Origin of the sequence: Methanobacterium formicicum DSM 3637, from assembly GCF_000302455.1 — an archaeon.
Classification (GTDB): domain Archaea; phylum Methanobacteriota; class Methanobacteria; order Methanobacteriales; family Methanobacteriaceae; genus Methanobacterium; species Methanobacterium formicicum_A.
Window position 1 is genome coordinate 147,727 of sequence record NZ_AMPO01000005.1, and the last position, 20,666, is coordinate 168,392.

A 20,666-nucleotide genomic window follows, 5' to 3' on the forward strand; every position below is an offset into this window, starting at 1 on the left:
AAATAACATCATAATTCTATTGGCTGTGATGGAAGTTATAATTATACTATAGTATGTCCTTTAAAAGTTTTAAAAATTGGGGGTAGTCACGTACAAAACCCAGCACCGCCATTTTGGAGATGGATTCCAGGTCCTGTTCTATAAGGAATTCTGCCACAATATTCATTTCCTTATCAGTCAACTGATCCATTATTTTACGATACTTGAGGGATTGTTTTAGATCTTTTCCCACTTCTTTTTGCCAGAGTTTTTCATATTTTTTCAGAAAATTTCCAGAAGTGTTTTCTTTTTCAATGGCCTCTGCTGCCACTTCACCTGCTATACGGGCACATTGTGCAGTAACATGAATTCCTCCGCCTGTGAATGGTTCCACCTGCCCCGCAGCATCTCCCACTACCATCAAACTATCAGTATAGGTTTTTTTTACCGGCCCGTAAACTGGAACCCCACCCATGTTAAGTTCAACTGGAGTGGCATCCATGGTTGATGTAAATTTTTTAAGGAAACTGTAGGCAGTTTCAGTATCACTCCTAACACCCACACCTACATTGGCGATGCCATCTCCCTTGGGAAAGATCCACACGTATCCACCTGGAGCTATTTTTTCACCAAAATAAAATTGAAGATAATGGGGATCACACTCCACACCTACCATCTCATACTGTGCACATGAACAAAGACTCTGGGGGCTCTGATGGGTTTTAAGTCCTGCCATTTTGGATATTCGAGATTCTATCCCATCGGCGGCAATTACCAGGTCTGCTTCAACCTCAATGGTATGCCCCATGTGCTTGGCAACTACTCCACAAATCTGTCCATTTCTGCGTATCAGGTCTTTTACCGTGGTTTTAACCATGATATCAGTTCCTGCTTTGGCTGATTCTATGGCAAGCTGTTTATCAAACAATTTTCGCTCTAAAATGAATCCTTCAGCATATCCTCCTTCCAGATGACCATGGGTACCGTCTGGGGCGTATATATCAGCTCCTTTAATTTCATTACAGACGTACTTTGAGGAGGGTTCCATTTCCAGGGTTTTAAACGTGCTGGAGCTGGTGGCCTCAGCACACTGCACAGGGGTGCCTATTTCCTGATTTTTTTCAATCATTAACACATCTAAACCATTTTTAGATGCAAATAATGAAGCAGTAGAACCTCCAATACGCCCACCTACAACCACTGCATCGTATTTAATTTTATTCATTGTCAATGGCCCCCATGGGACATACTGCCCTGCATAAATTGCAGTTTTCACACCCTGAACCGATGATGATCTCTATCCCAACCATTTCCAGAATATTCTGGGGACAAACTGCTACACATGCTCCGCAATATCCACATAATTCTGCAGAAATTATCATTTTAACCATAACCTCATTAAAAACGTGATGAAACGTTCTTTCATTATCTAATTTTATACTGAGAGTTATATTTATAAAACTTATCATTCATCTGTTAAAATTTATCATTTAATTGGAAATAAACCCAAATAAATTGTTTTAATCTTTAATCCACAATCTTCGATCTTCTTTAGTCTTCGTAGATATTCAGCATTCTTTAAACAGTTTACTTAATTTCAGAGGTCCAGTTAAAATTTTAAAACTTATTTTTCCATTTGAATATTTACATTAACTAGTTATGTTGCTTTCATGTAATATTTTTTCAATTCATGATTAAATTCATGTCTTTTAGTGGTTTCATAATATCAAGTACTGATTAATTTATGGTTATTTTTTCTTACAAATGATGATTAGTTATGGCAGGTGACCGTTAACTTAATATATGACATTCACCCACTTGAGTGTATTGCAGGGGTGCCCGAGCGGCCAAAGGGGGAGGACTTAAGATCCTCTGGTGTAGGCCTTCGAGGGTTCGAATCCCTTCCCCTGCACTTACAATCACACTTTCTATAGTTAGTTGTTTAAATTTAAACAAAGTTCAAATAACAAAAAAAGAGTTTAAATACTAAAACAGTCTAACCATAAATATCTGCCTTAGTGGCTCAGCCGGTAGAGCGATACCTTGGTAAGGTATAGGCCGGGGGTTCGAATCCCCCCTAAGGCTTTTACAATTTTATTTTTAAACTATTTTATTTTTTTAAAATATCTTTGAAGTTTTTATCAAAACTTATTGAACATTTAATAGTTTAATAGAACAGTTAATAGTTTATTATTTTGAGTAAACTATATATTCAGTGTAATAAAACCAAATTTATTGGAATTAATGTTTTTACTTACATAACCCTAACCAATTGAATTCCCTTTAAATTAGGTAGTTGGTGATTAAATGAGAGAAAGAATAATTCAAATTTCCGATGTTCACTTTGGAGAGAAAAACTTTTCCCATGAACTTAAAAACAACTTTCTGGGACAGCTTGAGAATGAAAATCCTGATCTGGTAATTGTTTCAGGGGATCTTACCACCAATGGATACCCCCATGAATATGAGGAAGCTGCAGCATTCATTGACCAGCTACGATCCATAACTAAAACCTACGTGATTCCAGGTAACCACGATGCCCGTAACGTGGGACTTCTGCATTATGAAAGCATGATTGGAAACCGGAAATTCGTTCACATTGATAAGGATGAGGAATATGCAATTATTGGCCTGGATTCATCTGAACCAGATATTAACGATGGTCAGATTGGAATTGACCAGATGGAATGGTTGAAAACTCAACTGGAAAAAATCCCGGAACATATGGGTAAAATCGTCACATTCCACCATCACCTCATGCCAATACCCCAAACTGGCAGGGAAAGAAACATACTCCTGGACTCTGGTGATTTAATGAGGCTTTTAACGGATAATGGTGTTGATCTGGTTTTAAACGGCCATAAACACGTTCCAAATGTGTGGATGGTTGAGAAGATGGTCACACTGAACTCTGGAACAGTCACCACCCGTAAATTAAGGGGGCAAACCAGGCCCTGCTACAACCAGCTCTCATTTGAGGATGAAAATTTATATGTTAACCTGGTGGACACTGAAACCGGTAAGAAAAAACAGTTGGCTTACTACTCGGTTAAAGTTGAAAATGATGAGTACGTGGTTTGTTCCACTCGCAAAAACTCCACGGGAACCATTTAAATGTTTTTCCAGGTTTAATTAAAACTAGTTCTGAGAGTTTAATCGTAAGTAGTGGGTTTTAATTATTCTTGAGGGTTAAATTGTAAACTGATGGTTTAATTATTCCTACAGTTTAATTCTAATGGGGTTTTGATTCTAGAAGAGGTCAACAGGGTTTAATTCAAATTTTTTCAAAATCAATGGTGTTTACAATGGGTAAAAAAGTAATTCAAATATCTGATGTGCATTTTGGGGACACCACCTTCTCTTTAGCACTTAAATCAAACTTCCTGGCTCAGTTAGAGGATGAAAATCCTGATCTTTTAATATTTGCCGGGGATCTCACTGCCAGTGGTTATGCTCATGAATATGAACAGGCCCTGGAATTTGTTGATGAACTAAAATCCATCACCAAAACCCACATAGTTCCAGGTAACCATGATGCTCGTAACGTGGGTCTGGTTCATTTTGAAAACATGATCAGCAAGCGGAAATTTGTCCACACCGATAAAAACTCTAATTTCACCATTATTGGACTGGATTCATCAGAAGCCGATGTCAGTCACGGGCAGATAGGACGGGATCAGATGGACTGGTTGAAATCTGAGTTGGCTAAGATACCAGAGGACCGGGCTAAAGTTGTCACTTTCCACCATCACATCATACCCATCCCCCAGACAGGGAGAGAAAGAAATATCTTACTGGATTCAGGGGACCTTATGCATATTTTAACAGAAAATGGTGTTGATTTTGTATTAAACGGCCATAAACATGTCCCCAACGTGTGGATGCTCAACAACATGGTGGTTTTAAACTCTGGAACTGCAACTACTGGTAAACTGCGTGGAAATGGCTATGCCAGTTACAATCAAATAGAAATTAAGGATGGAGAAGTATTTGTAAACCTGGTAAGAACTGAAAATGGGAGTAAAAGGGAGATAGCTCATTATTCGGTGGGATTAATGGATGAATCCATGGTGATCCATTCATATATCCATAAATCCATACATAGTGTATAAATTATATCAAAATATATAATATTCAATATTTAAAGAATTATTTTATATTAACTAAATTATTAAAGAAATCTTAAATTAATAAAGAAATTCTTTTTAGCATGAAAATCAGATATTAATTCAGGAAGATGTTTTTTTATTGATGAATGAGTTAGGGATAGAATGTCAAAAACGTTAGATATAATAATGGCGGGAATTATCTCCGGGATCGTGGCTTTCACCACATCTCAACTGGGAGTAACTGGAACCATAATTGGTGCGGTAATAGGATCAATGTTATACCAGTTTATGAGCCACTTTTTCAAGGAACCCCTGGAAAATGTTAACACTTTAAAAACCCCAAAACGTGTAGAAAGCCAGATAGTTTATGCGTTTCCTTTAATCATAATCCTGGCTATAGAAATAATCTACCTGTTATCTTCATTTTACCTTGGTCCCCGTGAAATATTCCAATCAATGCAAACAGCCACTGATTGGAACCTTTTCAGAACCATTGGTGTTGGTCTCATAATTATGGGAGTTTATCCCCTCCTTGAACCGGACCGTATACCACCAATTTATGGTTTAGCAGTACTGGGAGTGGGAGTGGTGAAATTAATGGCCGGATTTGTGGATTATAACTCTCCAATTGTTGCCTTATATTCACCAATATTCCAACACTTCAACGTGTTAATTTCCATAGTACTCATTGCAGTGCTTTTGTATGTGATAGTATCCATTATTCAGGATTCAGTGACCATTATACGTAAAGAAGATCAAAGTAAAATTAGTAAAGGTGAATTAAGGGAAATTGAGTTATAGGGAAATTGAGTTCAATGGCATTTTAGTAAAATAAAGAAGGTTGATCTAACCTAATGCACATCAGTCAGGCAATGATAAAATGACGAATAGAGCAAAAAACAGTACTCTTAAGGCAGTTTTGGAAGTAATTTTATATGATAATCCTGCCACTCAAGATGAAATAGCAGATAAGCTAGGATTAACCCGTAGGTATGTAACTAAACTGTTACAACCTCTGATCAAAGAGGGAGTGGTCAGGAGAGCGTATATTCTTGATCTTAAGAAGTTCGATGAATTTTCAGAAATGTTCGATGAGGAAAAGACTTCCCGTGAACACGCTGGAACCTTCTTGATAAAGGACATGCTCAGGGACATGGCCAAACATATCTGCCGCCAATTTGACATGTCATTTGAAGCTTTACTCCAGTACGATTCTGAAATGGCTGAGGAAGCCCTGAAACTGGATTACATTTCTAACAACATGCACGAGAAGGTACGTTCATCTGTTGAAACCGTTATATCCATTAACCCCTACTCAGAGTTCAGTAAAACCATGGTCTTAGGAGAAGTGGGGTACGACCTGGAACGTATTGCTGACCATACCTGCCACATTGCAAACTTTGCCCTGGAAGACTCAGATCCAATTGATGAAGAAATGATGGAAACCCTAAAATCCATGTACAAAACTTCACGCAAAATGGTGAATCAATCCATGGAAGCATTTTTGGATGAGCGTCTGGAGCTTAAGGATAAGGTTATGGATTACGAGGAAAGGATCCATGAACTGCAGAAGAAGGCCTTAAACAACATTGCCACCCAGATGGCTGAGGATGATGTTATGGACAAAGACAGATCAAACTACTATCTCGCATTATCTCGGGTTGTGAAGGCATTTGAACGTATTGGGGATATATCCATCGAGATAATTGACACTGCAGGTGAATTTTACCGTAACATACCTAGAACCACTACTCCGGAACGTTTCCGTAGGATGAAACCTTGATTACTAAATTTATCACTTAATTTGATTGCTGAAATGGGTGTAGTGTATTTCTTAATTAGAATGAGCCATCGAAATTGATGATCATAATATTATTAGAATCAATATTAGTAGAATTATTGAAATTAGTGGAATAAGTCATAAATTAGTGAATGAACCACTGAATACTGTTTACTAGTTTTTTTTATTTCTAATTTTTTATTTTAACAAAAACTAAATCACGGTAATTTTATTTTTTTTATTCAGATTTTTGATTTTTTTTTAAGTCTTTGAAAAATTCTGGTAAATTTATTCATATGTACCTTAAATTTCATGGATTCAGTGGTAAGATTTCAGGTTTATTTCTCAAAAAGTGAATGAAGTTACACTAAAAATATCTATAAATTTAAATTAATAATTGCACGTAAGATGCACCAAAATTTTGTTAAGTAAATTAATTCTATTAATTATTTTTCAAAATAAACAAATTATTTTAATGGATTTTTTGTGGAAAAATATCTATATTAATTTAATTTGATTTAAGACTTTAATGTGGGGAATAGGTTAAAATGAGTAGTTAATAGAGGTTCTTAAAATCGATTGATTATTTCGTTTTCATTTACTGTATCCACATCCATCAGTTTTCGAAATGGTTTTTCCTGGGTTTTTTCCTCCTGAATATGGGCTAGTAGGCCTGGAATTCTGCCAACTATGAATAAACCGCATCCAACTCTCCAGTCAAAGCCCATATCAGAAAGTATTGCTGCATTGGCACCGTCAATGTTCATTTTAATTCCCTTTCTTTCCCTTAACTGATCCTGAATATGCATGGCTAACTGGCTGTGTTCTTTGAAACAATCGTATTTTCGTCCTAGTTCTATTAACCTCGGAGCCCTCGGGTCTTTTTTATGGTATCTGTGCCCGAATCCAGGTATCTTTTTTTCATTCTCAGTGAAATAATTTATCAATTTCTGCGCAGTTTCATCCAGGGCAACATCTTCATTTCGGGATAGTTTGACACCTTCCTGTAACATGTGCATGGCGATTTCAATGGCTCCGGCATGATTTTCACCAAAAGCTAATATTCCTCCGGCCAAACATGCGTTCACTGGAGATCCTGCCGAGGCCATCAACCTGGCTGACTGGGTACTGGGTGGTGTTATACCATGATCGCAGAAGGAAACCAGTATGGCCTGTAGCATTTGTTCCTGATTTTTGTTGGGGAGCACTCCCTTTAAGAGGAGGTGTATCATTTCTGGAAATGAAATGCTTCCTATCAACTCTTCCTGAGGATATCCCTGGGTGATAAGTCTATTTGGTTCCACTTTGGTAATGGATGTTCTCCAGGGTGTGGTTCTGGGTTGGAACATCCCCTTTAATACTTCCTCACTAATCATGTAAGACCCTAATAACTATAAGCTATAAATATTTATCGCTTTTGGTATAGTGTAGTTCATAAAATGTGTTTTTCAATCTGGTTTTAATAAGGTTTTACTGCTTTGTAATTAAAAATAGTTCTTATTATGTGTATTTAAGGACACATATAGTAAGCTTTATATAGTCTGGGAAGTTAGTAGCAAGTGAGGTGATATTATGGACATGAAGTACATAATAGGAATAATAGTAGCAATAATTGTAATAGTCGGTGCTTATTTTGTCCTTGCTGGAGGTAGCGGGGAAGAAAAAATAACCATCGTCGGTTCTACATCTGTACAGCCTGTTGCTGAGAAATTAGCCACAGAATACATGAAAACTAATCCCAACGTGAAGATAACGGTTCAGGGCGGAGGTTCTGCTGTGGGAATTAAGAGTGCTCAGGATGGTACAGCTAGTATTGGAACCAGTTCTAAATCGTTGAAAGGTAATGAATCCACAGGATTAACTCAGTTCGAAATTGGTAAAGATGGAATTGCCATCATTGTAAATAACAACAATGCAATTAATGGATTAACCGTGGATCAGGTTAAAGGAATCTTCAATGGAAGCATAACCAACTGGAATCAGGTCGGTGGATCTGATGCTCAGATAAATGTCATTGTCCGTGAAGATGGTTCCGGTACTCGTGATGCAGTTCAGGATATAGTCTTGGGTAAATTATCCAACGGTACCAAAGTAGCTTTCGTAAAATCAGCTATTGTGCAGAGTTCCACCGAAGCAGTGCAGCAAGCTGTGGCTCAGGATCCCAACGCAGTTGGTTTCATATCCTTCGCTTCAGTAAATAGCACCAAAGCCCTGCAGATAAACAATGTTGCACCTTCCGAAGCAACTATACTTGATGGTACTTACAAGATCCAGAGACCCTTCCTGTTCCTGGTTAAAGGAGATCCAAAAGGAGCAGTTAAAGCATTCATTGACTGGGTAGATGGACCCGAAGGCCAGGCCATTATAAAATCAGATAAAGTAGTACCAACTGGTAAGCAGGTGAACAGCACCTCTTAAAAAAGATGGTATTTGGAAGATTCTGGTGGTTTTATAACCTCCAAATCCTCCATTTTTTAACAAGAATTAGTTTATTAGTGCGTTAAAACATTATTATCCTCAATAATTGACTTAAATCAAGTAAACTTCCAATCACTCTATAATTATAAATACTGTTAGTTAGAATTAATCTTCTAATGGTAAGGAACATAGGGTGATTTAATGGACCTGAAATATGGCATAGGTTTACTGGTTATACTAATAATTATCATCGCCGTTTACACATTCGGCACTGGAAGCAATTATGAGAAGATAGAAATTGCAGGTTCAACATCGGTACAACCGGTGGCTGAAAAACTTGCAGCAAAATACATGGAAGAACATCCCAATGTACGTATTGATGTAATGGGTGGAGGATCTGGCCTGGGAATAAGAAGCGTTTCTCAGGGCATAATTGACATAGGAACCAGTTCTAAAAATCTGAAACCCGCTGAAAAACAGGGTTTAAACGAATATACAATAGGTAACGAAGGGATTGTGGTGGCAGTTAATCTTGAAAACCCTGTGGGTAATCTGACCAAAAGTCAGCTTAAGGATATCTTTTCCGGTAACATCACCAACTGGAAGGAACTTGGAGGACCCGATGCTAAAATTAATCTGGTTATCCGTGAAGAAGGTTCAGGTACCAGAAGTGCATTTGAAAATCTGGTGATGAATAAAACTGAAGTAAAATCAGATGCAGTTGTTCAAACTTCCACAGAATCCATAAAAGTTGCTGTGAAACAGGACCCCAATGCCATTGGATACATATCCCTGGCACACATGACTCCTGATGTTAAGGCCGTAGCTGTCGATGGAGTATCTCCGTCGGTTGAAACTGTTAAAGATGGTTCTTACAATTTACAAACCCCATTCCTTTTCCTCACAAAGGGACAACCGGAAGGGCAGTTAAAAGAATTCATTGACTGGTGTTTAGGTCCGGAAGGACAGGAAATCGTAACTGATGAAAAAATTGTTCCTGTGGCCTGAGTTAAAGTAACTGGCCTGTAGTCTGAGTAAGTACTTGATATGAGACTTGAGGTAATTAACTGACTTGTAGTCTGAGTAAATACCTGAATAATCGGTTTAATGGGAACTAAAGTTAAAAATTATCAGATTCACCAAGAAATGTCAATTAAAAATAACCCATCTAATAATTAAAGCTCAATGTAATTTAAAGCTCAAAAAATTCATTAATCAAAAAAATCATTAAAAAATCCAATCATTCTAGGGATTTAACGAGAAGGAGAAAAACCATGTCTAAATGGAATGAAGAGTTTTTCATAGAAAAAGGACTTTTATTAACGGCCGTATCATCCGTTATTATCATAGCCCTCATAATCGTATTCGTATTCAAGGAAGGACTCCCAGCATTACAGAGCGTGGGATTCTTCAGCTTTCTATTCGGAATGGACTGGGCGCCTTCTAATGGTCAGTACGGTATATTTCCAATGATCATAGGTTCCCTTGGAATAACTGCTCTTTCACTTTTAATGGCAGTGCCCTTGGGAGTATTCTGCGCCATCTTCCTGGCTGAAATAGCACCCAGTACCATGCGTAAAATATTAAACCCCACTATCCAGACTCTGGCCGGTATTCCCTCTGTAGTATACGGGTTCTTTGGACTGGTTTTACTGGTGCCATTCATGAGAGTACATTTCGGAGGAACTGGTTTCAGTATGTTCACGGCATCAGTCATTCTAACCGTAATGATCTTACCCATAATTGTCAGCGTGTCAGAAGATGCCCTCAGATCCATCCCAGTGGAATACAAAGAGGCATCCCTGGCTCTGGGAGCAACCCACTGGCAGACCATTAAAAATGTCATTTTCCCAGCAGCAATCCCTGGTATTATAACTTCGGTTATTCTGGGAATGGGCCGAGCAGTTGGAGAAACCCTGGCCATAATCATGGTAGCCGGTAATGTGGTACAGATACCAGGTTCAATATTTGACCCTGTACGTGCATTAACCTCCAACATAGCCATAGAAATGGGTTATGCCACTGGAGTTCACTACAATGCTCTATTTGCAACTGGAATTGTTCTGGTCTTCATGATCATAGTTCTCCTGATAATAGCCAACTACTTCCACTACAAGAAAAAAGTCACAATTGGAGGGGGCTATTTATGAAATCACAGCATATTCAATTCATTTCACGTGAATTCAGCCAAAAAGACAACCAAAATGAATATAAACAGAATATTGTAAAAGTGGGAGGGATCATTTTTGCATAGAATTATACCCCCAAAAATCTCCCAAAAAATAATGAGTGGAGTGTTCTGGGCTTCTGGGCTTCTTACCATAGCAATTTTACTGGTAATAATAGGTTACGTGCTAGTAAAAGGGTTACCAGCGGTAAATCTAGAATTCATATTTGGTAATCCCATAGATTCTGGTAGATCTGGGGGAATATTTCCCTTCATAATGTCCAGTATTTACGTAACCCTGATTGCGATCCTGGTTGCCACTCCACTGGGAGTGGGGGCCGCAGTATACCTCTCAGAATATGCTGGAGAAAACCGCCTGGTAAAGATGATCCGTTTTGGAGCAGAAACCTTAGCCTCAATCCCCTCCATTGTATTCGGATTGTTTGGACTGGCTTTCTTTGTGATCTACCTGGGACTGGGATGGAGCGTCCTCTCTGGTGGGTTGACTCTGGCTTTAATGGCATTACCCACAATATTGGCCGCTTCAGAAGTCTCCATAGAATCCATTAACAAATCCTATGCTGAGGGAAGCCTGGCACTGGGAGCCACCAAGTGGCAAACAATATACAAGGTTGTTATACCTGCCGCACTCCCTGGAATAACCACTGGGGTAATTTTAGGTATGGGAAGAGCAATTGCAGAGGCAGCAGCAGTATTATACACTGTCGGGGCTGCATTAATGATACCAACATCCATTATGGATGCAGCAAGACCTTTACCTCTTCACCTTTACATTCTAGCCACCGAAGGTATATCCATGGATAATGCCTGGGGAACAGCAGCAGTCCTGGTGCTTATGATCCTGATAATCACCGTGGTTACCAACACCTTAGTTGATCGTTATCGCAAAAAAATGATGGGGCGATAAAAAATGGAATACAGAATAGAAGTAGAAAATTTAAACGTTTACTTTGACGAATTACACATACTTAAAGACGTAAGTCTAAAAATTCCCAAAAACGCAGTAACTTCCCTAATCGGACCTTCAGGTTGTGGTAAATCAACTTTCATCCGTACTCTAAACCGGATGAACGACATGATAAGTACCTTCAAGATGGATGGAACTGTCTTACTGGATGGGAATGACATCTACGATCCCAAAGTGGATGTAGTGGAACTAAGAAAAAAAGTGGGCATGGTATTTCAAAAGCCCAACCCATTCCCTAAATCCATATTTGACAATGTAGCATATGGATTGCGAGTTCACGGGATAAATGATAAGGATATCCTGGAACAGAAAGTTGAAGAAAGCCTCAGATCCGCAGCACTGTGGGATGAAGTGAAAAATATACTGGATAAATCCGCAATGGGACTTTCCGGTGGTCAACAGCAGCGTCTTTGCATTGCCAGGACCATGGCAGTGGAACCCGAAGTTATATTAATGGATGAGCCATGTTCTGCTCTGGACCCCATATCCACCACTAAAATTGAAGACCTGATACACAAACTCAAGAACGACTTCACCATCATCATTGTAACCCACAACATGCAGCAGGCTACCCGTGTATCCAAACACACTGCTTTCTTCCTCCACGGGGAGATTGTGGAAAGCGGTTTTACTGAGAAGATCTTCATTGAACCTGAAGATAAGCGGACTGAAGATTACATCACTGGCCGGTTTGGATAAATGGTGGAATATGACATGCACTGGCAGAATTCTGCCCTTAATTGGGTATGCCTGCCTGATAAATTACCCTACATGATGAGATGTGACTTACACCAAGAACTGGGGTGGGTGGTTTAAAATGCTTACAGTGGTCCTGGAAAAACGTTTAAAATCCCTGGAAGATGATGTTCTGGGATTCAGTTGGCAGACCATCGGAAGAGTGGATAATTCAGTCCGGAGTTTTCTGGATGAAGACACCTATCTGGCCAGAGAAATAATAGAAAAAACCGATGAAATCAATAAAGAAAGCTATAAAATAGAGCATGGATGTCTCAAGGTTTTAGGATTACACCAGCCACTAGCCAGGGATTTACGTTTAGGAGCAGCACTTCTGCGAACCTCCATTGAACTGGAACGTATAAACAACCTTTCAGCATACATAGCCCGTTATGCCATAGATGCAGCAGAAAGCGACCGTACCTGTTACAAACCCCCACACATTGAGTTCATGTCCCAGACAGTGCAGGACATGCTGAAAGATGCGGTGGGTGCACTCTTAAATGAGGATATACAGTTACTCAAACGTTCCACCAGAAGTTACGTGAACCTGCAGGACTTTTACAACCAGATGTTTTCAGAATACGAGGAAATCACACATGGAGGATCTCAGACTTCACTGATACTGGTTGGGAGGAACTTACTGAGCATGGGACACCATATAATGGGAATGGCAGATCGTATTGCCTATTCTGTGGTGGGTAAGCGTGTCATGCACCATAAACTGTTCCATAATATGTTGATGAGGTAAAAAATGTGGCTTCCTTCAGAAGATCCTCAGCACGTTGTTCAGGGTAATTTGAAAAGGTCCCATATACCTGAATTGGGTTATATAAAGATTTTAGATGGGGGTAATGAATCATTACTCCTGATAAAAGATGAAAAGATAATAGCAGCCTGGAATTTAAACGTCGAGTCCTTAGATGAAACCCATGAAAATAAAGCAATGAACATGATAAATATAAGTCCAGAATCAAGGATAGAAGTGTATCAACTTGATGATAACATGTTTTCAACCATTGTAGATTTGAATGAGGAATGTAGATTGCCATTACCAATAGAATTAGATTTTTTACTTGAAAAAAGTGTTAAAGAGGTAGATCGGGGGGATGTCTTGTCCAAATACCGGATAAGAGATCCATCTGAAGATGATATTGATAATTTGTTAAATGATTATAAATCCAAAATAGGTGGAAGATAGTATGGAGAGAAGATATCCCAGGATGCGGTTCCAGAAAAAACTGGATGAACTTAAGGAAGAAGTGGATAAAATGGGTCAAGCCACTTTAAAAGCTTACAGGGAAGCTTTTAGTACCTTTATAGATTACGATGCAGAACTGGTCAACAGTGTAATGGAAACCAACAGGAAGGTCCATGACATGGGTTACCAGATAGAACACGATGCAATGAGCATCATAGCAGCTGAACAACCAGTTGCAGGAGATTTAAGATTCATTGAAACCAGTATTAAGGTTTCAAGCCACTTGAAACGAATTGCAGGGCTGGCTTCCAATATTGCAGATATTGCCCGCCATATAAAGGATGAAGAGATCCCTGAAAAACCCATGTTTGACTTACAGCGCATGGCTGATATTGTGGATGGAATGGTCAGCAAGGGTCTGGCAGCCTTTTTAGCCAAAAACATGAATGTTGCCCGGGAACTTCACCGTGACGATGATAAGGTGGATGATCTTTTTGACCACGCCCTTAAAGACATTACCAAGAGCATGTTCCAGGATAAGGAATCCATATCTTACCTGATCTACCTCCTGTTCCTGGCCCGTTTCCTGGAAAGAATTGCAGACCGCGCAGAAAACATTGGAGACCGTACCATCTTCATGATCACCTGTGAAAAGCAGCAATTCACCGTTGATAAGAAACCAGAAGAACCTGAATAGGTTATTTGGGTTAATAGAATAGTTGAATTAAATAAATAGGGTCATTTCAAGAAAATGATCCTTTTTTAATTTTATTTTATTTTCATTCAATTTCATTCATTCAATTTCATTTATTTTATTTCCATTCATTTTAATTTTTATTTCATTTACTTGATTCTCACATGCCTAATTTTATAATTGCATTTAAATAAATTGAATCTCAGGTCAACGTTATGCATTTAAATTAATGACTTTACTGTTTTAAGTGAAGTACTCTCTTTTCCGGGTCTACAACATTTTTCAGTGGGGCCTTAGCTACTATATCTAGAGGCGTAGTTACCATATCTGAAGGATTTGTTGCCCTATCTGAAATTTGACTAAAAAAATGTTGATTTTTCCCTAAATGTTTAAATATAAGATTGATTATAACATGAGATAGACATACACTTCAAGTGTAAAACATATCACAATTTGTGATATTAGTGATCATTATAAAACCCAAAAAGTTAACCCGGGAGGGTTTCTCATCCCCTCCCCTTCATCAAATAATCAATTAAAAGTGAGGATTGATAGATTGAAAATTAAGTGGAGAAACGAAAATTTGAGAATTGAATTGAAAATGAACATATTGGATTATGTTAATTCCAATGAAAACATTTCCATAACCAATTTAGCAGATTACACTAACCAGGAATACCTGCTGGTAGCGGCAGTGGTTGATGAATTAATCGATGAAGGATTAATTCCATCTAAAAGTTTTGTTAACAACCTACCATGGTAAAAACAGATAGTATCTGTTGAGGGGGGCTAATGATCCTTCCGCTCAAATCCCCTCTTTACCATGTCATGTTATCCTAGTTCAAAAAAGCCCTTTTTTAACTTTAAATCCACAATAATCTAATTTAATTCCAATATATTTGATTCTAATATCAATCAAATGACTCATTTCTATTAATACCTTATTCCCCTTTCAAAATTCCAGTTGCCCTTCTGGCAGCCCAGCACTGAATGCAAACACCGATGGGGAGGCCTGCAGTATGGGTATCTGCATATTCTATTTTAACATCCAGGGCAGTGGTTCTTCCACCTAAACCCATGGGGCCGATACCAGTTGCATTAACCATTTCCAGCATTTCCCCCTCCATTTTAGCCATTCTCTCTTCAGGGTGGTGCTCTCCAACTTTCCGCAGAAGCGCCTTTTTAGCCAGTTTCAGGGCCATATCTGATGATCCACCAATCCCAACTCCCACCACAGTAGGGGGGCATGGTTTACCACCGGCAGCGAGTACTGTTTCCAGGACGAACTGTTTTATACCTTCTTCACCTTCACCAGGAAGGGCCATTTTAAGTGCATTGTTGTTCTCTGAACCAAAACCCTTGGGGAAAATAGTAATCTCCAGCTGGTCAGTATCCACCAGTTCTATGTCAATCTGTGGAATGAAACGACCAATATTATTCCCACTGTTCTTTCGAGTGAGGGGATCTACCACATTGGGACGAAGAGGAACCTCCTCGGTGGCCTTTTTCACACCGTTGATGATTCCCTCTTTCAGGTTTTCCACCTGAACATTTCCCAATTTCACAAAGATAATGGGCAAACCAGTGTCCTGGCAGAGGGGTAAATCTTTTTCTTCGGCGATCTTTATATTTTCCAGTATGGCTTCCAGGTTCAAAAGGGCAGTTTCATTTTCCTCAAGATCATGAGCAGTTTCAAGAGCTTTTTTAACATCCAGTGGAAGTTTAATAGCTGCTTCTTGATACAAGCGGCAAATAAGCTCTTCAACCTGGGATTGATATATCATTGGCATTGGTAAATATTTGTTATATGATGTAATAAACAGTTTCTAATCGTGTCGTGATTTTTAGTTTTTGTGATTTTTTTCTAAACGGCTTGTCACAAGCACAAAAGTGTGGGCATTCCACCCATACCAGAGGTTTATCTCACGAAAGGTTTTTGTTCCCTGTGCGATTAATAGGAATGGTATGCCAATCTCAAAAATCACAAATACAGGGTAGAGTATCTACAAAAGAATTGCATCATATTTATGATGGGGGAACTAGATAGCAATTCAACTCTCGTAACAGACAAGATGAACTCGTATGTAACGGTTTACGAACGCTATGGGTATTGAATTGTTAGGGGGTAGTGAATTGGTACAGTTGAAAACTGGCAAGGCAACAAAAGGCATCTGTGCAAAAAAACGATACAGAGAAAAGAAATATCTTCTTAAGCTTTGTATTGGGAACATGTATTGGTAACATTAAAAACAGACAGATGTAGAGATTTGTCAATAGACCAGTCAATTCCGTTGGTCACATAAAATTAGAATTTATGAAGGAGAGATAGAATGAACTTTGAATTACGGCCACTTAACCCCAAACACTTGATACAGTTTAAGAAAGATATACAGGAAGCATTTCAACAAGGTGCTGTTGATGGATTTGGTGAAATAGAGGAAGAAATACTTCCTGAAAGTCATATAAATCGTTCTCTTTCTGCTAAAGGTTCTATTGCCTACGAAGCCATACTTGATGGAGAATTTGTTGGTGGGGCTGTTGTTTTGATAGACAGCAAAACACAGCATAATCATCTTGATTTTTTGTATGTAAAAAATGGAACACACAGTAAAGGTGTGGGACAGTCTATTTGGAATGCTATTGAAAAGTTACATCCTGAAACTAAGGTTTGGGAAACCGGTACCCCTTACTTTGAAAGACGTAATATACATTTCTATGTAAACAAATGCGGGTTCCATATTGTAGAGTATTTTAATAAGTATCATAAAGATCCCAATGAAGAAACAGAGATGGAACAGTTACCAGATATTGATTACTTTGCAGATTTCTTTCGTTTTGAAAAAGTTATGAGGTAGACAAATTCCAGCTTGTTGAGATAATTAGAGAAATTATAGAAGAGCTAATACTCTCCTTTAAAAAAAACAATTATTATCAACTTTTGGTTGTGACATGGCATTCTAAACTAAAAATTATAAAAATTAGTTAGAATAAAACAGTAGATAATTTTTTAACTTGAAAAAGAGGTTAATGTTTAAATTATGGATTAACCTTATTGTTTAAACGCCATATTAGGGGGAAATGATTTTTTTATCATTATTCAGCTTGTACTTATCGTTATTCCGCCGGTAACCATGGCTTAACTTTTTGCTTTCACTGGAACTTTTAAGGGGAATGTACGATTGGGGTATACGTTCTTTGATGTAGGTTAATGGGTGGCGGTTTTTAATGGAGTATACATTTTGCAGTATCTGCTTTGCTTCTTCCACCTTATTTTTAAGCTGTTCATCCAAGTTGAAGTTCCGGGTCATAATCTCATCGTATTTCCCATTCAAACTGTCGTATAACCCATACAGTTCCTCTAATCTACTATGGGTATCTGATAATTCATTCATGAAACGGGAACATTCGTTGTTTAACTCAGTTATGATCTCCTTCTGATGACCAATTGTGGCATTTTCGGCATTTTTCATCTCTTCCAGCATGACTTCAAAGCTGGATATCATCCTGCGCTGATGTTCCATCATTTTTTGCATCTGGTTGAAGTCCTTCTCTCCCATGATAATAACGGTTTCATCCTCCCCAAAATCATGCTCCCCCTCCAACGTCAATAGCTTACTATTTTTAACAGGTTCTTCCCGGACAGTTGCAGTGTAAATCCTTTTGTGCATGTTTTTAGTCATTATTATCACCTCTAAATCTTATTTTAATTTCATGAGTTTGATCCTTTTGGAGTTAATTACTTCCAATAAGGGGAATTAATTACTATGGTATTATTAACATTTGAATGTTTGGTCTGATCCCCAGTTTATTTTGGAACTATTAGGTTATCTTATTGTATTATAACCACTTTCTTATTTTCTTATAATCTCTTCTTTTTGTTAATTACCTGTTCCAGGCTTTTTATTACCTGTTCCTGAGAAGTACCAATTTCAACTAAATTATGGTGATAACCAAACTTAAATGAAAATTATGTACTTCATCCTGCTCCTGTAACTGAATATTCTTTAGTGGAATTTGTATTGTACTCTGTTTGATTAACTATTTTCTGCCCTTCTGGGCTTAAACTAAAATTTATAAAGTCATCAATAGCTGAATTACCTGTTCCTTTCACTAAAAAGATCAACGGCCGTTTTAGCACGTACCTGTCACTGGCTATGTTTGCATCGGTGGGTGATATTCCATTTATTCCCATCACCTTAACTCCAGTGTTAAGGGCATTCTGGGACACATAACCTATGGCATTGGGAGTGACAGCCACGTCCTGCATAACCTGATAGGTGGATATTCCTATGGTGAAATTATCTTGAGGTACTGTGGAACCGAACAGTATATCTTCAAATGTAATACGCGTCCCTGATCCTGCTTCTCGAATTATAACTTTAATTGGAGCATCTTCTCCCCCAACCTGTTTCCAGTTGCTGATCTTTCCCTGATAAATATCCCTTAACTGGTCGGTGGTTAAACTGTTCACTGGATTGGTGGGGTTTACAATAACAGCTATACTATCTTCCCCAATCTGGTACTGGTTCAACCCGTCACTTTCTGTTTCTGTCAAATTCCGTGAAACAGTTCCTATACTGGCACTACCCGATTTCACAGATTGTATACCTACATTGGAATCTCCTCCTTCAACTGTGACTTTAACATTGGGATGTTGGACCATGTATTCTTTAGCCAGTGCCTGAGCCACTGGCTGCACTGTACTTGATCCTACGATACTGATTACTGAGTCCTCAGAATGAGCGATCACAGAATATGCTACGGTAATCCCTGCACAGGCCAGGATAATAATCCCTAACAGGTAAATTTGCTTATTTTTCATTATATCGCCTGATTAGCTGGTCTCTTTTGTTTTTATCAAGGTTTGATCCGGTTGTGAAAAGTATTTCTGGAGATCCAGGGTTGAAACCAGGAGTATCACACTACACAGGGCTCCGAAGAGGAATACTCTTTCCATTCCAGTCATGAACTCGGTGGCCTGAGTTCCCACCAGTGTTAAATTACTGCTCAGGGCACTCTGGGCAATGGCGCTGCTTAAGATCAAACCGGCAAAACAGTTCCCCAGAACTGATCCCAGGTTCTTGGTCAGGGTCATCATGGCTGACACCTGGGTCTTGAAGATTTCTGGCACCACCGAGATGATCATCTTGTTGTTGGGGGACTGGTAAAGACCGTATCCAAAACCAAGGGCAATCAATCCAATGATAATGAGTGGCAGCCCGGTTCCAGTATGGAATGTGTAGATGATGGTGGTGGCTACTATGCAGGATATGCTGGCTGCAATGGCCAGAGGTTTTACTCCGATTTTATCAGCCAGTCCTCCGGCAATTATGGAGAGGAACATGGCGGTGAACATTATAATGCTGATTAATATCCCGGAAATATTCACCGGCACACCAATTACCTTCTGGAAATAGAATGGGAGGGTGAAAAATGCCATGTAGAGTATTATATAGTTTAATAGGAGTCCGGTGATGTATGCAGAGAATGTGATGCTCCTGAATACTTCCATTCTAAAAAGGGGCTCTTCGTGTTTGGCTTCTACCCAGACAAAGAGCGCTGCAAATATCAATGCAACTGCCATCAGCACCATGTCAAATATATCAAAGCCCATCTTCTGGGCAAGGATCAGGGCATAGGTCAATGTGAACAGGAATATGGCCTGTAAAATTGCTCCCTTATAATCGATGAGTATGGAATAAATTTTACCACGGGAAAAGGGCGGATCTTTATTTTCATATTTCTTTTTCCTCTCAATTAACTCCAGATCTTTATCTGCTTCTGGTTTTTGAGCAGTAAGCAGGTATACGCAGATACTTAAAATCCCGAATGGTATGACTGCCAGGAATATGGTATGCCAGCCAAGGTAGGCTGCTATGAAACCGCCAACCAGGGGGCCAATGGCGTAACCTCCGGATAATGCCACCAGCAAACATCCCATGGCCAGTCCCAGTTTTTCAGGGGGGAAGGTTTTATCCAGAATGGCATAGTACACTGCTGCCATGAAACCGGCTGCCAGGCCCTGAATGCCCCTTATAACTATTAACATTTCTGCACTGGGAGCAAAGTAACAGGCCAGGGAGGCAGTTACCCACAGGATGGTCCCTATCATGAAGAACTTTTTCCTGCTCCACATTCCTGCTATTCTACCCAGGAATATCACCGATACAGTGAGGCAGATCAGGTATATGTTGGAGATCCAGGTGGCAGTCATTACACTGGCCCCGAAGAACTCGGTAATGGTGGGTAGGCAAACATTCACCAGGCCAATGTAGAAGTTGAACATGAAATTCACCAAACATATTGCCAGCAAAACAAACCACATCTGCCGGGGATTGTCAAGTGATATTCGGGGTCTGGTTATAGTGGTGAGCATGAAAAATAATTCTGAATGGATTAAATATAAATAATTTGCTAATTTAGAACTATAATTCACTTTTTAGGTACAATTGGGGCTTGAATACTGGATATCTGGGTGTCATAGGGAATATTGTTCCTAATTTGGGAAGTATTTAGTGCAAATAGCAAAGAATTAATAGGGTGATTTGATGATAACTAAATCCATAAATTTCCAAACAATTTGGCTAAAATTAAT

Annotated in this window: 21 protein-coding genes, 2 tRNA genes and 1 pseudogene; 17 read left to right on the forward strand and 7 right to left on the reverse strand. The window is 38.9% G+C overall.

Features of this window, described 5'->3' with window-relative positions; genetic code table 11:
• Positions 1 to 46: 46 nt before the first annotated feature.
• Positions 47 to 1,204: an NAD(P)/FAD-dependent oxidoreductase gene (locus tag A994_RS07065; protein WP_004030704.1), complete on the reverse strand. Its 1,158-nt coding sequence runs from the start codon at positions 1,202 to 1,204 to the stop codon at positions 47 to 49.
• Positions 1,197 to 1,361 carry a 4Fe-4S binding protein gene (locus A994_RS07070; RefSeq protein WP_004030705.1) on the reverse strand — a complete coding sequence of 55 codons (165 nt, stop codon included), beginning with the start codon at positions 1,359 to 1,361 and terminating at the stop codon, positions 1,197 to 1,199. Before A994_RS07070 ends, A994_RS07065 begins: the two co-directional genes overlap by 8 nt.
• 447 nt (positions 1,362 to 1,808) lie before the next feature.
• Between A994_RS07070 and A994_RS07075 the strand changes: the two genes are divergently transcribed.
• The 6 genes from A994_RS07075 to A994_RS07100 all read left to right on the forward strand — a co-directional run bounded on the left by A994_RS07075 (position 1,809) and on the right by A994_RS07100 (position 5,871).
• Positions 1,809 to 1,891, forward strand: a tRNA-Leu gene (locus A994_RS07075).
• 100 nt (positions 1,892 to 1,991) lie between these two features.
• Positions 1,992 to 2,064, forward strand: a tRNA-Thr gene (locus A994_RS07080).
• Between the two features lie 222 nt (positions 2,065 to 2,286).
• Positions 2,287 to 3,093, forward strand: coding sequence for a metallophosphoesterase family protein (locus A994_RS07085; protein ID WP_004030706.1), 807 nt, complete (start codon positions 2,287 to 2,289; stop codon positions 3,091 to 3,093).
• A gap of 191 nt (positions 3,094 to 3,284) precedes the next feature.
• A complete protein-coding gene (locus tag A994_RS07090; RefSeq protein ID WP_004030707.1) occupies positions 3,285 to 4,091 on the forward strand; it encodes a metallophosphoesterase family protein in 807 nt (268 codons plus the stop codon).
• Positions 4,092 to 4,250: 159 nt separating this feature from the next.
• Positions 4,251 to 4,889: a hypothetical protein gene (locus A994_RS07095; protein ID WP_004030708.1), complete on the forward strand. Its 639-nt coding sequence runs from the start codon at positions 4,251 to 4,253 to the stop codon at positions 4,887 to 4,889.
• 79 nt (positions 4,890 to 4,968) lie between these two features.
• Entirely contained in the window at positions 4,969 to 5,871 is a 903-nt protein-coding gene (locus tag A994_RS07100) for a phosphate signaling complex PhoU family protein (protein WP_004030709.1), read from the forward strand.
• A gap of 566 nt (positions 5,872 to 6,437) precedes the next feature.
• On the opposite strand, the gene A994_RS07105 is transcribed toward A994_RS07100, so the two are convergent.
• Positions 6,438 to 7,244, reverse strand: a complete 807-nt coding sequence (locus A994_RS07105) for a citryl-CoA lyase (protein ID WP_004030710.1) — start codon at positions 7,242 to 7,244, stop codon at positions 6,438 to 6,440.
• A gap of 196 nt (positions 7,245 to 7,440) precedes the next feature.
• On the opposite strand from A994_RS07105, the gene A994_RS07110 reads away from it, so the two are divergent.
• The 9 genes from A994_RS07110 to A994_RS07150 all read left to right on the forward strand — a co-directional run bounded on the left by A994_RS07110 (position 7,441) and on the right by A994_RS07150 (position 14,834).
• Positions 7,441 to 8,286: a phosphate ABC transporter substrate-binding protein gene (locus A994_RS07110; RefSeq protein ID WP_004030711.1), complete on the forward strand. Its 846-nt coding sequence runs from the start codon at positions 7,441 to 7,443 to the stop codon at positions 8,284 to 8,286.
• Positions 8,287 to 8,487: 201 nt separating this feature from the next.
• The gene (locus tag A994_RS07115) at positions 8,488 to 9,294 is read left to right on the forward strand and encodes a phosphate ABC transporter substrate-binding protein (protein WP_004030712.1); all 807 of its coding nucleotides are present in this window, start codon (positions 8,488 to 8,490) and stop codon (positions 9,292 to 9,294) included.
• 266 nt (positions 9,295 to 9,560) lie between these two features.
• Entirely contained in the window at positions 9,561 to 10,436 is an 876-nt protein-coding gene (pstC, locus tag A994_RS07120; protein ID WP_004030713.1) for a phosphate ABC transporter permease subunit PstC, read from the forward strand.
• A gap of 96 nt (positions 10,437 to 10,532) precedes the next feature.
• Entirely contained in the window at positions 10,533 to 11,381 is an 849-nt protein-coding gene (gene pstA, locus A994_RS07125; RefSeq protein WP_004030714.1) for a phosphate ABC transporter permease PstA, read from the forward strand.
• A 3-nt stretch (positions 11,382 to 11,384) separates the two neighbouring features.
• A complete protein-coding gene (pstB, locus tag A994_RS07130; protein ID WP_004030715.1) occupies positions 11,385 to 12,140 on the forward strand; it encodes a phosphate ABC transporter ATP-binding protein PstB in 756 nt (251 codons plus the stop codon).
• A gap of 118 nt (positions 12,141 to 12,258) precedes the next feature.
• A complete protein-coding gene (locus A994_RS07135) occupies positions 12,259 to 12,927 on the forward strand; it encodes a phosphate signaling complex PhoU family protein (protein ID WP_004030716.1) in 669 nt (222 codons plus the stop codon).
• 3 nt (positions 12,928 to 12,930) lie between these two features.
• Positions 12,931 to 13,377: a DUF2226 domain-containing protein gene (locus A994_RS07140; RefSeq protein WP_004030717.1), complete on the forward strand. Its 447-nt coding sequence runs from the start codon at positions 12,931 to 12,933 to the stop codon at positions 13,375 to 13,377.
• A gap of 1 nt (position 13,378) precedes the next feature.
• Entirely contained in the window at positions 13,379 to 14,074 is a 696-nt protein-coding gene (phoU, locus tag A994_RS07145) for a phosphate signaling complex protein PhoU (protein ID WP_004030718.1), read from the forward strand.
• 580 nt (positions 14,075 to 14,654) lie between these two features.
• Positions 14,655 to 14,834 carry a hypothetical protein gene (locus A994_RS07150; RefSeq protein ID WP_100222271.1) on the forward strand — a complete coding sequence of 60 codons (180 nt, stop codon included), beginning with the start codon at positions 14,655 to 14,657 and terminating at the stop codon, positions 14,832 to 14,834.
• 178 nt (positions 14,835 to 15,012) lie between these two features.
• Here the strand turns inward: A994_RS07150 and A994_RS07155 are convergent, their stop codons facing one another.
• The gene (locus tag A994_RS07155; RefSeq protein WP_004030720.1) at positions 15,013 to 15,855 is read right to left on the reverse strand and encodes a fumarate hydratase; all 843 of its coding nucleotides are present in this window, start codon (positions 15,853 to 15,855) and stop codon (positions 15,013 to 15,015) included.
• A gap of 95 nt (positions 15,856 to 15,950) precedes the next feature.
• Here A994_RS07155 and A994_RS13055 point away from each other — a divergent pair.
• Together A994_RS13055 and A994_RS07160 are read left to right on the forward strand one after the other, a co-directional pair.
• Positions 15,951 to 16,374 (forward strand): annotated as a pseudogene (locus tag A994_RS13055) (IS1595 family transposase); the annotation flags it as partial.
• Positions 16,375 to 16,401: 27 nt separating this feature from the next.
• A complete protein-coding gene (locus tag A994_RS07160) occupies positions 16,402 to 16,926 on the forward strand; it encodes a GNAT family N-acetyltransferase (RefSeq protein ID WP_004030721.1) in 525 nt (174 codons plus the stop codon).
• A 213-nt stretch (positions 16,927 to 17,139) separates the two neighbouring features.
• Here A994_RS07160 and A994_RS07165 read toward each other — a convergent pair whose 3' ends face one another.
• From A994_RS07165 to A994_RS07175, 3 genes are all read right to left on the reverse strand, one after another.
• Complete coding sequence (locus A994_RS07165) at positions 17,140 to 17,751, reverse strand: hypothetical protein (protein WP_004030722.1); 612 nt, start codon at positions 17,749 to 17,751, stop codon at positions 17,140 to 17,142.
• Between the two features lie 296 nt (positions 17,752 to 18,047).
• Positions 18,048 to 18,893, reverse strand: coding sequence for a phosphate ABC transporter substrate-binding protein (locus tag A994_RS07170; RefSeq protein ID WP_004030723.1), 846 nt, complete (start codon positions 18,891 to 18,893; stop codon positions 18,048 to 18,050).
• Between the two features lie 12 nt (positions 18,894 to 18,905).
• Positions 18,906 to 20,447 carry an MFS transporter gene (locus A994_RS07175; protein WP_048204133.1) on the reverse strand — a complete coding sequence of 514 codons (1,542 nt, stop codon included), beginning with the start codon at positions 20,445 to 20,447 and terminating at the stop codon, positions 18,906 to 18,908.
• Positions 20,448 to 20,666 lie beyond the last annotated feature (219 nt).

Bases quoted from the DNA above. Each gene is read 5' to 3' on its own strand.
- A994_RS07065 (WP_004030704.1), bottom strand. From the start codon at position 1,204: ATGAATAAAATTAAATACGATGCAGTGGTTGTAGGTGGGCGTATTGGA.
- A994_RS07070 (WP_004030705.1), bottom strand. From the start codon at position 1,361: ATGATAATTTCTGCAGAATTATGTGGATATTGCGGAGCATGTGTAGCA.
- A994_RS07085 (WP_004030706.1), top strand. From the start codon at position 2,287: ATGAGAGAAAGAATAATTCAAATTTCCGATGTTCACTTTGGAGAGAAA.
- A994_RS07090 (WP_004030707.1), top strand. From the start codon at position 3,285: ATGGGTAAAAAAGTAATTCAAATATCTGATGTGCATTTTGGGGACACC.
- A994_RS07095 (WP_004030708.1), top strand. From the start codon at position 4,251: ATGTCAAAAACGTTAGATATAATAATGGCGGGAATTATCTCCGGGATC.
- A994_RS07100 (WP_004030709.1), top strand. From the start codon at position 4,969: ATGACGAATAGAGCAAAAAACAGTACTCTTAAGGCAGTTTTGGAAGTA.
- A994_RS07105 (WP_004030710.1), bottom strand. From the start codon at position 7,244: ATGATTAGTGAGGAAGTATTAAAGGGGATGTTCCAACCCAGAACCACA.
- A994_RS07110 (WP_004030711.1), top strand. From the start codon at position 7,441: ATGGACATGAAGTACATAATAGGAATAATAGTAGCAATAATTGTAATA.
- A994_RS07115 (WP_004030712.1), top strand. From the start codon at position 8,488: ATGGACCTGAAATATGGCATAGGTTTACTGGTTATACTAATAATTATC.
- pstC (WP_004030713.1), top strand. From the start codon at position 9,561: ATGTCTAAATGGAATGAAGAGTTTTTCATAGAAAAAGGACTTTTATTA.
- pstB (WP_004030715.1), top strand. From the start codon at position 11,385: ATGGAATACAGAATAGAAGTAGAAAATTTAAACGTTTACTTTGACGAA.
- A994_RS07135 (WP_004030716.1), top strand. From the start codon at position 12,259: ATGCTTACAGTGGTCCTGGAAAAACGTTTAAAATCCCTGGAAGATGAT.
- A994_RS07140 (WP_004030717.1), top strand. From the start codon at position 12,931: ATGTGGCTTCCTTCAGAAGATCCTCAGCACGTTGTTCAGGGTAATTTG.
- phoU (WP_004030718.1), top strand. From the start codon at position 13,379: ATGGAGAGAAGATATCCCAGGATGCGGTTCCAGAAAAAACTGGATGAA.
- A994_RS07155 (WP_004030720.1), bottom strand. From the start codon at position 15,855: ATGATATATCAATCCCAGGTTGAAGAGCTTATTTGCCGCTTGTATCAA.
- A994_RS07160 (WP_004030721.1), top strand. From the start codon at position 16,402: ATGAACTTTGAATTACGGCCACTTAACCCCAAACACTTGATACAGTTT.
- A994_RS07165 (WP_004030722.1), bottom strand. From the start codon at position 17,751: ATGACTAAAAACATGCACAAAAGGATTTACACTGCAACTGTCCGGGAA.
- A994_RS07170 (WP_004030723.1), bottom strand. From the start codon at position 18,893: ATGAAAAATAAGCAAATTTACCTGTTAGGGATTATTATCCTGGCCTGT.
- A994_RS07175 (WP_048204133.1), bottom strand. From the start codon at position 20,447: ATGCTCACCACTATAACCAGACCCCGAATATCACTTGACAATCCCCGG.